This window comes from Mucilaginibacter straminoryzae (assembly GCF_022953055.1).
Taxonomy (GTDB): Bacteria; Bacteroidota; Bacteroidia; order Sphingobacteriales; family Sphingobacteriaceae; genus Mucilaginibacter; species Mucilaginibacter straminoryzae.
Genome location: NZ_JALJEJ010000002.1, coordinates 1 through 14,205 on the forward strand (window position 1 = coordinate 1; position 14,205 = coordinate 14,205).

Here is a 14,205-nt window from a genome sequence, read left to right on the forward strand (position 1 = left end):
AAAAACATAAACACCTTTCGAGCCTTGCAATAGTAGTAATAAGTCGCTATAGAGAAACTATCTGCTTCATCACAAATACAGTAGTCATATGGCAATCAAAGTCCGAAAAGTTTTATATCCCCCCGCGTATTGACGTAGTTGTGCAACAGCCACTACAAGCTCGCGCAAGCACGGGGGTGCCCCATAATTACACAAGTTCTAAAACTGGCACATTCTTCCTAAGGCTTGTGCCACTACAAAGCTCGAGCCAGTACGAGGGGGCTAGTCTACTTACCACAATCAGTACACTATAGCACGAGTTACAAGCTCGCACCAGCACAGGGGCAAATTATTGGGTTGACTCTCAATTAAATAAGTGAAACGATGTCTCTAAGTCTCACAGTAAAGTAAATCGAATTAGTCCAAATTATTCCATTTTCTTTCAAATTCGTCTTTAGTAATTTCTTGTGCAATGAATTGATTATCTTCGTTTATCTCTTCAATAGTAGGTAAAGGCTCGGGTGACAAGTAAGTATCAGCACTAAAACTTGATTCGGAAGCTTTATCCCAATTTCCATCTGCGTATTCCACCACTTTTCTCCTTTCTAGTCTTTGATCATCCAACTCATGATAATATAAAACTGGTTCATTATCTAAATTGTGTATCCAAGTTACTTTAACATACTTCATAATCAGTTATTTTTGATTGGTAATGGAGAAACACTACCGCTATTAACAATTCTTCCTTTTAAAGGTAAAGGTTGAGTATTAGGTACTACGTAAACGTTATCACGTCCCATCTTAACTTCTAAGCCAGTCACATCTATCGATACATAATGCGTAAATTTTTTTCCTTGATAAGGCACATTCAAAAACGCTTTAGATAATTGAGCAGGCGTTTTACTTCCAGGTTCAATATCTGACAAATATTGACCATCTCCATACCTTGCATCTTTAGTGTTATTTGCCTTTAAAGACGGATTTAATTTCTGAGAAGATAATATTCCATTTTGGCCTTCCTCAGTTGTATAATGGTGTAATACAGTCTTGTTACCTATAGCAGATGAAGACTCTACAGCTGGACTTACAGATGTAGTTGTAGCTGATACTTCCGGAGCTTCTGGAGTTACTGTTGCCGGAATTTTAGTACTTCCAGGCAAAGAAGCACTCATGTGAATAGCACCGGCACCTAAATTATACATCAAAGCGTCTCCATTCGTTTGCGGTAAAGGCACTTGTGCTGCGCCTGTAGCACTCACTAAATTAGCTTGGGCACCAAATTGCGTACTTGAACTGGCGGGACTATTTAGCCATGACTTAACTGCAGCAACTGCATTATCTAACCAATCTGGCCACATTCCGTCTGGGTCAGTAAACCGCATTGGGTCATCAAAGGCATAATTATAAGGAGACAGACGTCTGCCTAATTCAGCTTTAGGGTCTAACGTTGTCCACCTTGCTATTACCGGGTCATAGAACCTTGTCCCATAATCATATTGATCTGCAAGGTCAGTCTGTATCTCCTTTCCGTTGTACAATTTACGGTTATTATTGCCATTATCATATAATCGGTTACGCAGGCCAAATGCGTAGTATTCGTCCTCCTGTAATACTTCCACATTACCAGTGTTTGGGTTACGGTAAAAGCTTACCCTGACGTTGCCTAAATGGTCTTTCAAGTCATACTGGTAGGTGTAACCATTGGCTGGTATCGCCCTGCCTTCTTCCGTTTGTACATACTCAATTGCATTGTTGTGATAGGTAATACCGTTCACATAATCCCAGCTCCCGTCGCTGCCCGTATTCCTAAGCTTCTGCCCGCTTGCATCGTAAGCGTACGTTGCTATCGTAGTGTTGTTTTGAGTGACCGCCTGGGGCAGGTTCAGCAGGTTATAGGTTATTCCTTTATTACCAGTGATCCCGCCATCGCTTGTTGCATTTCCGTTAGCATCGTAGTTGTAGCTGCGGTAGGCACTGCTGTTATTGCTTACCGTGCTCAACTGGTTACCGTTATACCCATAGCCAAGGTCTGCGCTTCTGGAACCACTTCTGGTCAGATGGGTAATGTTACCTATCGGGTCGTACGTGAGGGCTTCATTAAGGCTATTATCTGTAGATTGGGCATTGGTCAGCCTGTTCAGGGCGTCGTAAGTATAACTGAAAGCTTTGCTGCCGGAGTGCTGGCCCACATAAAGCAGTTGCGCTATGTTGCCGTTAAACTGCGGGGTTATTCCTGCATCCGGCGTATTGTACCTCAGATCTAAGTTAAACAGGTTACCACTTGTATTCATTGTCCTGGTCCAGCCCCTTTCGTTATAGGTATAGTTCACATCCTGCAAAAAGCTGCTGCCGCTGTTAGTGCTGTGCAGGTGTTTAGTCTTTAACTGCCCTATTTCGTTATAGTCCAGTTGGCTCAGCAATACGTTAGTTCCGTTGTTGATCTGCTCCCAGGTCTGCGTCTTACGGCCCATGTGGTCATACATGTAGGTATTAGCGATCGTTAGCTGCGGGGCCGTACCTGCATTGGTATAGTGCCGCCGGTTGGTGGCTACTACCTCGCTTGTGAAATCGTAGGTGCTGGTGATTACATCGTAATTGTTTGCGTCCACTATGCCTCCTTTATAGTGCTGCGCATAGGTGGTTACATTACGGCCCTTATCGTCATAGTAGTTTGCCGTCCACAGGTAGTCAGGGTTGGCATTGGTGATCGTATTTATTACCGCTGTTCTGGTAGCTGTTAGCAAACCGGTAACATTAGCAGGATAAGCGCTTTGCTGGTTGTATGCTGCTGGCAGGTTAGGGATGCCGTCATATCTATCGTAATAGTTGATGGCCAGTATCTTACTCACCGCAGGGTAACTACTGATGTTATACCCGGTTGTGCTATTATTTACATCCCTGCTGTCATACTGTACGCCTGCATAGATATTGCTTTGCAGGGTGGATAGCGGGATGGGGCTACCTGCGTTCCATAACCCCGTTAGGATCACCCGGCCAAGAGCATCATACTTGGTCACCGTCCATTGGTTATTAACCCCCTGGTTCGCATCCTGCGTCAGCACTACCTGGTCCAGCTTATTGTACACCATATATTCCCAGCCTTTGCCCGGCAGCTTTTTCTGTGTTAACCGGTTGCGCTCGTCATAACGGTACTGGTAGCACAGGTTATCCAACAGGGTGGCAGCGGGTATGCCGTTGTCGGGATTGGCTTTCGGTGGCAGCACATAGGCCAGGTTACCCAGGTCGTTATACACATAGTATGTCGATAGCGTTTCGTCCTGCCCGGTAGCCGGGTTATGGTTAAATGTCCTTTTCAACACCACGTGCCCTTCTTTGTCCTTATACTCGTGTACCTGTCCGTTCAGTCCGTTCGCGGATGACCAGTTCTCGTCTTTGGTAATTGTCAGGTAAAGCTCGCCCGCGTTATAATTGGCATTGTTGGGGTTGATCACATTCCCGCTTGCATCGACACTGAATAAGCGAACGGCGTAACTCCCCGATGCTGCATTCGTGCTATACTCTGTTTTGACTGTATGTTGCCCTATTACCCAATCGCTTCCCGGGGCACCCTGCTCCACCGGACGGTTTAGCGGTGAAGGTTCAAAGCCGGTCTCTGCATACGGATTAGGGATGTTCGCAACCCCATTTGTATTCTGCTGCCCGCTCGCCTGTCCATTCGGGTTATAGAACTGCTGTACCCCTGCGCCGGTATTCAGGGCATCTGCTTTATAGCTGCCATCGGCGCTCACACTCGGATAGGGCAGGTATTTCCTTGTTTCCCTGCCGAACTGGTCATACGCAAACGGTTGTACCAGGTCTTTGTCTGCCTTCGGGCTACCCTTTACTTGTACTGTTTGCAGCGGGCGACCCAGGCCATCGAAGTATTGAACCGTCTGCATCAGCTGGCAGGTGGTGTAGCCCGATGTTCCCGGGTTATAGCCGGCCGTTCTCGGGATACTGGTTACAATATAGTTCTGTGTATTGCTCAGGTTCAATGCCAGCGGCAGGCAGCTTATGTTGCTCACGTAGATCTGCACACTCTGACCTGGCCCGGGGGCAATCGTCGTATTCGGCTGGATCACGATACCCGACGTGTTGTAATATATACCATTCGTATAGGTACCCGACATCGGCCCGGTAACCAGCGTTTGTGCTTGCAGCGTTTTGGATGTAACCATTAACGCAGCTGCAATCAGCAGCCCTGTTAGCTGTTTTATCTTTTTTGTGATCGGTTTCATCAGTTGATAAGTTTAGGTTACTGGTTCTGGTAGTGATAATCGTAATGTTTAACAATATTCCCGTCCTTATCCTTCACATTTATTAATCGCTGGAAACCGTCGTATTCGTAGTATGTCGTCATCCCCTTAGCATCCGTCATACTCGTCATTCCTACTAAAGGCTTAAATGTGTACGTCGTTATGAGGAAATTCTGCATTGATGAGCTGGTAAAAAGAGGGGCAATAAACGAATCTATTTGAGCCTTAGTCGGATTGGCAAGATTTTTAAAACTATCTATGTTTGAGGTGCCTAAAACTGACTCTATGACCGCATAGTCAGAATTAACAATTTGGGCGATGGGATACTCACCATTGTAACTATAAATATAACAAACAGGAGGAGCAGAATTAGTTGCAGACGAAAGGATATGACCATAACTACTATCGTATCTATACATCTGCTGTTCACGATACTCTGCCATGCTGGTATATTTTCTCAGTGCACTTGGATAGTACTGGTTTCCATTAAAAACTCCGAAAATGGTCTTTGTACCTTCGACAAAAGCATTGGCGTTACTATGTTGCACCGTAATTTCAAGGGGAGTCAGGATGTTTTTGCTTAAAAGCTGAGTTTTCACACTGCTTTCCGCTGGAGAAAGTCCCAGTATAAAATCTGAGTCATTATTGATCGCGTACCGATAGGATGTTGTTTTATTCTTGTTATTGAGATATTGCTTTTGGGAAAGTAAAAGATGCAAATTTGTATCATTAAGATACGTATTTTCAATTCTCACCTCTGTTGCCAAATTGTTATTGTAGTTTATCTTCCGTGTATACAAATGATCTTTTCGGTAACATGTGACATAATATGTTGTAAAACGGGCATATTCAAGTTCGTAAAGTCCTCCTGGTTGATATCCCCAATAACCGTAACCCACAGAAGAAGGGATAGCTGCAGTAGGCGTAGTCTCCCAATGGTCTTCCTCCTCCATAAGAAGCTTATTGGTATTGTCGAAATACTTGGTATTCAACAAATCGCCCCTCTTATATTTATGACTATCCACGGGGGGGAGAGGAAATGCATTCAGATCGAAGTCAGGATCTGGATCAAAACTAAACTTTTGTTGTAAGTATCCATCATTATCCTGATAGGTCGTTACGTCGGTATAAACGACATAGGAATTATCCAATGTGCCTAATGGGTAAGCGCTGGTCGAAGTCAACTTCAGATTAAGATTGCCTCCGCCAGAATTATCTATTACTGCAAAAGTTGGATTTGAAGCCAGCATTCCACTTGTTAATGATGAATTTGAGAAGAGATTATACCGGTACTTTGTAGAGCTTGTAATATTAGTTGCTGGATCAAAGTCCTGGATTTCCTTGACGCGTATACCTCCTGCGTCTACGTTATAGCCATAAAAGGGATAGCCATCTCTTACAGGTGTTTTATCCAGATGAGACTCTGTCCATCTCAAATCTAAAGCGGTATTACAAACCGTGCCGGGATAATTATTTTGTACAACAAGCTGGTAATTACCGTTAGGCAAACCAGTTATGGTTTGCGATTGTGTAGTCACGCTTAATTGATAAGAAGCATTGTTATCCAAATTATATATCGTATATACGTTAGCCTGGCAATTGGAATCACCCGTTAAATCGTACTTCAAAGTTGTGCTTGCATCACCATTGTTAATGGTGAAAATTTGGGAATAAAGAGTTGTCCCATTGTTATAATTCAACTGGGAAGGAGTAATGTTAATTTCCTGGGCATTTTGAACATTATAGTTTGACAAGTTTTGAATAGTTTGCACAAAATCTGAGGGACTGTAAAGTACCGTATTTTGTTCATATAGGAATAGTCTCGTGCCACCTGTCGGATAGGTTATTCTTTTCAATGATCCCGAAACACCAAACGCATAATTGGGTAAACGATTGGTAAATTGATCAAATACAGTTTTAGGGCCAGGACCAAAGCGATATTCGATATTAGGTAAGCCGATGCCAGCACTGCCATTTGAGTACCCCCAATAATCTATTCCACCGACTAGCCTATTAGGAAGAGGTTGGTCTTCATAATAGTCAAAACTATAAGTATGACCTTGGGTCTCACTATCATTAAGGTCAGTAATGGACAACAGTTTCAATCTTCTGGAATTATGTAAAGTCGCAGGATCGTTGGGTTGATTCGGGTTCCCAGGAGCCGAGATGAAATAGCCATAATTAAAATTAAAAGATCTAACTGCGGTGTTATTATTGTCAACGATAGTGACAGAATTAAGCTTACGTCCTCCGGGATAATCTAATCGATCAGCAGAAGTATTGAAAGTAACTGTTTGATTAGCGGTAATAATTTGAGATAAATATTGCTCATTTTGGCTAGTAACTATAGCGCTAAATGGTTGAGATGGCTGAGACGGATTGCTATTTAGGTATTCAGGAGCATTATCGATATGGTATATGAATTGATATGCAGTAGTTAGCGTCTCAACGGAAGCTTGGGCGGAAGTATAATGAAAATTTACTTGATTCAGATTATTCACATCTGTAATTTGTACAAGATGCCAACTCGTTATGAAATTATCAATTAATTCTTTACCAGATTGATGCAGTGGATCATCATCTATACCCATTTGGGTTGTTTTATCTACAGCAGAATACGAACTATCCTGATTAGTTCCGAAATAATACACATTACCCATCTCGTCTTTAACTATCCATCCCATAAAATGATTATTTGAGATAATAGGCTCAATATTTAAGCCTGAGGGATTCTGTTGCATGACGTGGTGATTTCGATCAAAAAAAAACTCGCCAGATCTACCATTTAAGTTATAATAATATATGTCGGGCTCTATGTCTAATCTATTTTTCAGAATATCCCTCATCATGGATATTTGATCGGCGCCCCCTGACGTTAATGAACTTAAATTCGGATTAGTGTAGTAATAGCCGCTGGTTGGGGTATCATCTGGCAACCCTCTCATCACGCGGGTAATACTCCCTCCTACGGAAAGATTCCATCCCAAACCCACCCAACTTGCAATTTCTTGCACCTTAACTCCACCACCTGAATAGCCAAGAGTAATAGGAAGTACATTTTCACCTTGTTTAATAGAAGCTAGCGAAATGCTTATATCTGGAATCCCCGAACTTTTGCCAATTGGCCGCTGACTTAGTCTGTATAACGATGCCATGTTAGGTGTTACCGGGATTGAATTTTCAGAAGAACTTCCCTGACAAAGTCCATCGACTGAAATAAATAAAAAGATTAAAATCAAAAATCGCTTCATCGTATTTATTATATTGCTGTTAGCACGAGTAAACAAAATTTATTGAATTCTTTAGTTCAATTACTTTATCGTTTTTTATAGGTAAAATGTAAGTTTTTTTATGGCTGGTTCTGCTTAGCATTGGTTTTAGGTTGTTGAAGCAGTTTTTTATTAATCGTTTTGATTTCGAATTTTAAAATCATATTAGTTCGGTGTTCCTCAATCAAATACAACGTCAACTCTTCCACCTTTTTAAGCAGAAGCTGATTCATCTTTCCCAAGTCTACGCCCTCTTTTTCCTGCTGGCTCGCCGATGGTATTTCTGGTAAATGCTGATTCTTGTCGATGTATGCTTTCACATCTTGCAACGACTTTAACCGATAACCTGACTTAAAAACGTAATCTGGTACAGGGATGCTGGTATCTACCTTTACCTGGCTAGCGTGAATAGTGCCATTGACGGTTAGTTTCTGATCTGGAGACGTGGTACCAATGCCGACATTGCCGTTGCTTGTAATACGAAATTGTTCTATGTTATTGCGTCTTACCGAGTAGGTATCAAAATTATTATAATTGAATCGGTCAATACCGCCTAGGTCAAGTGTCCAGGCTGGTAAGTTATTCGCATTGTTAGCATTACTGGTAATCGCCAAACCATTGTAATTGGCGCTAAGACCAGAATTGTTTTGGATTTGAGATGATGACCCGTTAAAACCTCTGATATTAATATACGCGTCATTACCTCCTGTGCCCACAAGTACGTTTCCCGAAACATCAAACTTAGCACCAGGATTGGTTGTACCGATACCAACACTGCCACTTATATAGGCATTACCATTTCCAAACCCCGCCCCATTAGAGGTATAACCAACCAGTAAACTTGTATTGTTAATTTTTACAGGCTGCGTATTTGTTCCTGTTAAATTCAAACCCCAAAATTCTACAATTGAAGTTGGGGTTCCACCTGTAGTAAACCGTAGCCATGAACCAGGATTGAAGGGATTGGAGGCATCTGGAGCACTATTCACATCTAATTGAGCACGAGAAACACTACAGATAAAAGATAATAAGGTGATAAGGAAGATTTTTTTCATTAGCAATGGATTTTTAGGAACGATAATTCTTGGATTGCAAAATTTATTGATTCAGGCGCACATGATTTCAATTATCTCGATTAGAAATTCTTATACCGCTTATTGACTTTTCGCTGTAGCATTTTAATCTTCTTATCCTGTTGAATCAGGTAAATCGTTAACTCTTCCACCTTCTTCAGTAAAAGCTGATTCATTTTCCCCAAGTCTACACCCTCTTTTTCCTGCTGACTTGCCGATGGTATTTCTGGTAAATGCTGATTCTTGTCGATGTATTCTTTCACATCTTGTAACGACTTTAAGCGATAACCTGACTTAAAAACGTAATCGGGTACAGGGATGCTGGTATCTACCTTTACCTGGCTAGCGTGAATAGTGCCATTGACGGTAAGTTTCTGATCTGGAGAAGTTGTACCTATGCCGACATTGCCGTCGTTCCTAATAACCATTTTTGGCCCGGTGAGACCAGCGTTTTTATAGAAAAACAAGTTATCACCAGCCCCTCCTGCAGCTGTTTTATTAGTACCGATAGCCCAGGACGCATCTGGCGAACCACCAACTAAGTCTAGCTCTGTGTTCGTGCCATCACCACCACTGCTATGAATCATAATATTCGCCTCGACTGGATCAAACACTTCAAGTTTTGCGGCAGGATTAAAAGTCCCGATCCCAACTTTACCTAAAACATTGATGGTGACTCTGGATACTTTGTTAGTAATGATAGAGAATGGATGATTACTGTAAGTACCAGTAATTCCGCCAGCTGGCGCACCGTAAAAACCGAACTCATGGGACCATAGACCTGTATGAATAGCATTTGTCGAGGTGAGTATTTTTGCATCAGTACTACCAAAAACATCTAACACCTTCGTCCAACCTTCACTATTTTCCGGAGTAGTTGTCCCAATACCAATATTTCCTATTTGTGGCCATGGATAAGTATTTTGTGCAAAAGATCTGGTTACTGCCAACAGCAAGACAAATAATATCAGTTTTTTTTCCATTGCTATTTTTGAGATTTTATTTCCTTCTTCAGTTTGTCCAGTTGTTGTTGAAGCTTGGTGATCTGCCGCTGCTGCCCAACGTCTTTCCTATCCTTCTCTATCAAATACAGTGTCAGTTCCTCGATCTTCTTCATCTGCAATTTGACCAGTTCACCGAGGTTTACGCCTTTAGTTTCTATTTCCTGAGCAGAGGGAATTTCTGGCAAGTGATGATTTTGATCTACGTAAATTTTAAGGTCAGACAATTTGGTAAGATTATACTTGGGCTTGAACACATAATCGCCCCAATTATTCATGTCCACCTTCACTTCTTGAGCATGAACAGTACCTTTGACTGCAAGCTTTGCATCGGGAGTGCTCGTCCCGACACATAGATTACCAATTATGCTGGCACTGCCGTTAATACTAGCGCCATTTCCTCCCCAAATTAATGTTCCTCCATTATTCATATAAAGAGAAGCGCCATAGGCATTAGGAACTAAAAAACCGATACCTGGATAGGTATTCGATTGCAAAAGGACATTGGCATTGTTCCAAGCGAAATCCTGTCCATTTTTAGTGGAGTGAAAAATATTAGCTAGTACTTTACCGTTCGCGCTTATATCTCCGCCCACATCCAGTTTATATTGTGGAGACGCCGTGCCTATACCTACGTTCCCTCCATTAGGATTCAAGGAAATCCACTTATTACCGAATTCCGATTGTAAAACGGCCCAACCAGTCAAGAACTGAAGGTAACCTACCCGATTGCCATTTCCATCCGAACCTGAGAAATAGGAGTTAGCCGCCCAACCCCTGATAACTTCCGTTGCTCCGCTATAGATGGTACCCTGCATTGTACCTGTTCCGTCCAAAGGTAAATATTGACTTTTAGCCTCATAATTAAGAAAACCCATTAAAAGGCATAGGAATGCATACTTCATCTGTTTAAGTTTAATAGTTAGGGTGATTTGTAAATTAAAAACCGCTTTTCAAAAGCTTGATCTGATATTTTTGGTGGAAAAGAATTAAGCGTTGGAAGACTATAGTTGAAATAGTTCGCGGTTAATGTTTAACCTTGGCCGATAAATTTCTAAAAGCTATTGTCAGAGGTTTTGAGAATTCAAAACAGATGCGGTCATAGCGACCATTTAGATATAAGCAGGTACTCATTTTTAGCGTAAGGAAATTTTAGGTTTAAATTATCTTAAGGATTTTTCACCGGATTGTGATCCGATTTTCTGAGGAGGCAGCGGTCAGGTATTCATTGTGTATTCGAAGTTTAGATGTCCTAATTTACCTCAATCTTTTAAAGCTTCAAATTATAATTAAAAATAAACTTTGAGTTAAATCGGCTCGACTTCTGAATTTTATTCAATTGAAGGTAAATCTCAAGGAATTTATGGAGCTCTAAATTATTATCCTCTTTAAAAAAATGGATATCTCCTATTGTCTATATTTAAACATCCCTATTTTCAATTGATGCTATTTCAACCTCGTTGCGCAGTCGGCTTTTCCGCAGGGCTGGAGCATTTGAAAAACTGGGAGAAGCAAAAAAAGGTAGTTGATTCAGTCAAACTGTGTTCTAAAAAGAAATTATAAAGTGGCTTAACAGTTTCAAATTCGTTATATTTTCATAACGATAATCGTTAAATGAATCACAATGCGTGATTCGTGTAGTGTTTGATTATTACAAACGACAATAATTGATATCCACAAAGTTAACAGAAGGTTTCTTTTCCCTCCCTCACCGCCAATAACATGACAAAGCTTTGAAAAACGCCTCAGATCATATGATCTGGGGCGTTTTTGCTTCATAGCTACCTCATTTCAACGCAATTCATCTCAATACTATTCGGGCTCAGTCTGAAAATTTTTTTTTTTTGGGGGGGGGGGATTTACGCATAGATATTAGCGAGCCTGAATAAGAAGAATGTTGGGAAGCCTGTGTCTTTAACCATTACCTCAAAACCCTTGAACAGCAGGTTTATGATGAGCACAGAAAAATGATGAATCCAAATGCCAACATCTGTATGGAAGATCTCAAAAACAGATTGCTTGGTAAAGAGCAAAAGGAAAGGCAAAAGATGCTGTTCCCTTTTTTGAGGAACACAATCCGTCTGCAATTGCTCATCGGAAAGAATATTACTGCCGCTTAAATGCAGCTCCTTTTAAACGAAAATATCGAGATAGGTTACAACATCCGAAAGAGGCAGGATGCCACATCGTCTGCCACATGATGGAAGACATGTATCGTCGGTAATGAATGTCGGTGAATATTTTTAGAATTTCCTTCATGCAGTTATTTAAAAATATCAGACATTCTTGCCTGGCTTGCGAATAATGAGTATTTTCCCATTAGATATTAAATTGTCACAACCTCAATAAATAAATAAATAGATAAATATGAACCTTGCCTTTTTTGCGGAATTAGAGAAAATTCATTTAAAAGCGTGGAATGAAAAAGATCCGTTGGAGAGACATGAACTGCTAAAGACAACTTACGCAGATGATATCCGGCTATACGACGAAAACATGATCCTGGATGGTTTAGATGCGGTCTCTGATCTTATAGGGAAGTTGATAACCGAAGACCCTGCCTATAAATTTGAGGTGGTGGAATCGATAGAGCCTCTCCAAAACGGTGCAAGGCTATACGGGCACATCAACACCAGTGGCGGGTTGATGGATAGCATGGATTTTTTCATAATGTCTGATGGCAAAGTCAAACATCTTTATGCATTTATTAAACCTGCGAAGTGAATTAAGTCTGTGGATAGCTTATATTTTAAGGCTTAAAAAATTAAACAATATTCAGTATTTAAATTAGCAGCGAAGGGGCTTTGCCAAACTTCTGTTTGAACGCCCGCGAAAAATGTGCAAGGCTTTCAAAACCCAGATCAAGGTAGATGGCCGATGGCCTTCGTTGCTGTTCGATCAACCTGCGCGCTTCGGCCAGGCGATTCTCCTGCAACCAGCGCCGCGGCGGCATGCCAAATAATTTGCGGAAGTCCCTTTTAAATGCTGCCAGGCTTCGGCCGGTCATACGTGCAAATTCATCCAGCGGAATATTGAAGTGAAAATTGCTCAACATAAAGCGCTCCAGATCAATTTTGTGCGGAGTGGCGAAATTGAACAGGAATTCCCGTAACTGCGGCTGAGTATGAATGAGCAATTTAACGCCCTCTCTAACCTTCAGTATGCCCATTTCCTCTGTCAACACTCCGGGAGCGCTGCGTGTGTAAGGTATGATTGATTGAAAATAACCTTGCAGGTATTCATTGGAAGGGATTGGGATGTTCGGAGGGCCATCGTAGCGGCGGCCAATTTCCAGGTGCTCCTCCAGGGCGATCTGTCGTAACAGTGGTTCCTGTAGAGAGATCACGATACTTTCGTAAGGCACGCCATTAAGCGGTGTCTTGGTCAGTGTCCCCAACTGATTACGTCCCACCAGCATTAGTTCCCCGGCATTCACGGTCAATGTCTGCCCGGCTGTTACCAGATTTAGCTGGCCTGAAACCATCATTACCAGGGTATGATGGTTCCAGAAGCAAACTTTATCCTTCCTTTCGGCAGAAAGGTATGAATAAAAGATTATGCCTGGCAGTATTTCGTTAGGATTAATCATTATCGCTGTAAATAAGTGCCACCCAATATTGCACCCGGAGCAAAAGTAGTATTTAACCGGTTTATTTCCTCTGCCGTTAACTGGATACCCATCGCCTCCATATTCTCCGGCAAACGGATCCGCTTACTCATACTTACCAGCGGCATGATGTGTCCACCCTGCGCATTTACCCAGGCAATAGCCAATTGTGTAGGCGTAACGCCTTTAGCGGTAGCCAGCTCTTTCAACACCTCCACCTTCTCCAGGTTGTGCACCAGGTTATCGCCCTGAAAACGTGAAAAATGAGAATGATAGCTTCCCGGTGGAAGCGGCGCCTTCATGTCGCCGGTCAGCAAACCTTCAGCAGTGTTTGCAAACGCTACGACAGCGATACCCAATTCCTTAGCAGCAGGTAACAAGTCGCTTTCGATCTGGCGGTCGGCCAAAGAATAGCCTATCTCCAAAGCACTGATAGGATGCACCTCATTTGCCTGGCGCAATTGCTCGGGCGTGATCTCCGAAACGCCGATGTAACGCACCTTTCCCTCTTTAACCAGATCAGCTACGGTACCGATAATATCCTCGACAGGTACGCTGCCATCCATCCGGCAGGGCTGGTACAAATCAATATGATCGGTACCTAAGCGTACCAACGAATAGTTGATAAAGTTTTTGATCGCTATCGGACGCAGGTCGAGCCCGAGCCAGGCGCCATTGTGAAAAATAGCCCCGAATTTAACACTAATGAAGGCATCGTCGCGACGACCTTTTACGGCCTTGCCAACCAGCAGTTCGTTATGACCAGCACCATAAAAGTCGCCTGTATTTAAAAAGTTGATACCACTATCCAAAGCTTCCTGAATGGTAGCGATCGATTCCTGCTCGTCGGGTGCCTGGCTACCCCACACCGATGACATGCGCATACAACCCAAACCAAGTTTTGACACGAGCGGACCATTTTGGCCCAATTGTATTTTATCTAATGTTTTCATATTGATACAAAGATCATAGATGACCGGGCAGTTCGCTTATCTGAATGGATCATTTTTGTTGACCGTA

The 14,205-nt window shown here is 42.2% G+C and carries 9 protein-coding genes; 1 reads left to right on the forward strand and 8 read right to left on the reverse strand.

Going from position 1 to position 14,205, the window contains the following annotated elements; translation table 11 throughout:
* Positions 1-396: 396 nt before the first annotated feature.
* From MUY27_RS03765 to MUY27_RS03790, 6 genes are all read right to left on the reverse strand, one after another.
* Positions 397-669, reverse strand: coding sequence for a DUF6881 domain-containing protein (locus tag MUY27_RS03765; protein ID WP_245128646.1), 273 nt, complete (start codon positions 667-669; stop codon positions 397-399).
* Positions 670-671: 2 nt separating this feature from the next.
* A complete protein-coding gene (locus MUY27_RS03770; protein WP_245128647.1) occupies positions 672-4,217 on the reverse strand; it encodes a DUF6443 domain-containing protein in 3,546 nt (1,181 codons plus the stop codon).
* A gap of 17 nt (positions 4,218-4,234) precedes the next feature.
* Positions 4,235-7,486, reverse strand: coding sequence for an RHS repeat domain-containing protein (locus MUY27_RS03775; protein ID WP_245128648.1), 3,252 nt, complete (start codon positions 7,484-7,486; stop codon positions 4,235-4,237).
* A 98-nt stretch (positions 7,487-7,584) separates the two neighbouring features.
* Entirely contained in the window at positions 7,585-8,559 is a 975-nt protein-coding gene (locus tag MUY27_RS03780; RefSeq protein WP_245128649.1) for a hypothetical protein, read from the reverse strand.
* Between the two features lie 80 nt (positions 8,560-8,639).
* Positions 8,640-9,560, reverse strand: coding sequence for a hypothetical protein (locus MUY27_RS03785; protein WP_245128650.1), 921 nt, complete (start codon positions 9,558-9,560; stop codon positions 8,640-8,642).
* A gap of 2 nt (positions 9,561-9,562) precedes the next feature.
* A complete protein-coding gene (locus MUY27_RS03790) occupies positions 9,563-10,483 on the reverse strand; it encodes a hypothetical protein (RefSeq protein WP_245128651.1) in 921 nt (306 codons plus the stop codon).
* A 1,462-nt stretch (positions 10,484-11,945) separates the two neighbouring features.
* Here MUY27_RS03790 and MUY27_RS03795 point away from each other — a divergent pair.
* Positions 11,946-12,302 (forward strand): nuclear transport factor 2 family protein, encoded by a 357-nt coding sequence (locus tag MUY27_RS03795; protein WP_245128652.1) that lies wholly within the window; start codon positions 11,946-11,948, stop codon positions 12,300-12,302.
* Between the two features lie 58 nt (positions 12,303-12,360).
* Here the strand turns inward: MUY27_RS03795 and MUY27_RS03800 are convergent, their stop codons facing one another.
* Together MUY27_RS03800 and MUY27_RS03805 are read right to left on the reverse strand one after the other, a co-directional pair.
* Positions 12,361-13,167 (reverse strand): helix-turn-helix domain-containing protein, encoded by an 807-nt coding sequence (locus tag MUY27_RS03800; protein WP_245128653.1) that lies wholly within the window; start codon positions 13,165-13,167, stop codon positions 12,361-12,363.
* A complete protein-coding gene (locus tag MUY27_RS03805; protein ID WP_245128654.1) occupies positions 13,167-14,138 on the reverse strand; it encodes an aldo/keto reductase in 972 nt (323 codons plus the stop codon). The genes MUY27_RS03800 and MUY27_RS03805 overlap by 1 nt, the downstream gene beginning before the upstream one ends.
* Between the last annotated feature and the right edge of the window lie 67 nt (positions 14,139-14,205).

Coding starts and splice junctions, on each gene's coding strand:
- MUY27_RS03765 (WP_245128646.1), bottom strand. CDS start 669: ATGAAGTATGTTAAAGTAACTTGGATACACAATTTAGATAATGAACCA.
- MUY27_RS03770 (WP_245128647.1), bottom strand. CDS start 4,217: ATGAAACCGATCACAAAAAAGATAAAACAGCTAACAGGGCTGCTGATT.
- MUY27_RS03775 (WP_245128648.1), bottom strand. CDS start 7,486: ATGAAGCGATTTTTGATTTTAATCTTTTTATTTATTTCAGTCGATGGA.
- MUY27_RS03780 (WP_245128649.1), bottom strand. CDS start 8,559: ATGAAAAAAATCTTCCTTATCACCTTATTATCTTTTATCTGTAGTGTT.
- MUY27_RS03785 (WP_245128650.1), bottom strand. CDS start 9,560: ATGGAAAAAAAACTGATATTATTTGTCTTGCTGTTGGCAGTAACCAGA.
- MUY27_RS03790 (WP_245128651.1), bottom strand. CDS start 10,483: ATGAAGTATGCATTCCTATGCCTTTTAATGGGTTTTCTTAATTATGAG.
- MUY27_RS03795 (WP_245128652.1), top strand. CDS start 11,946: ATGAACCTTGCCTTTTTTGCGGAATTAGAGAAAATTCATTTAAAAGCG.
- MUY27_RS03800 (WP_245128653.1), bottom strand. CDS start 13,167: ATGATTAATCCTAACGAAATACTGCCAGGCATAATCTTTTATTCATAC.
- MUY27_RS03805 (WP_245128654.1), bottom strand. CDS start 14,138: ATGAAAACATTAGATAAAATACAATTGGGCCAAAATGGTCCGCTCGTG.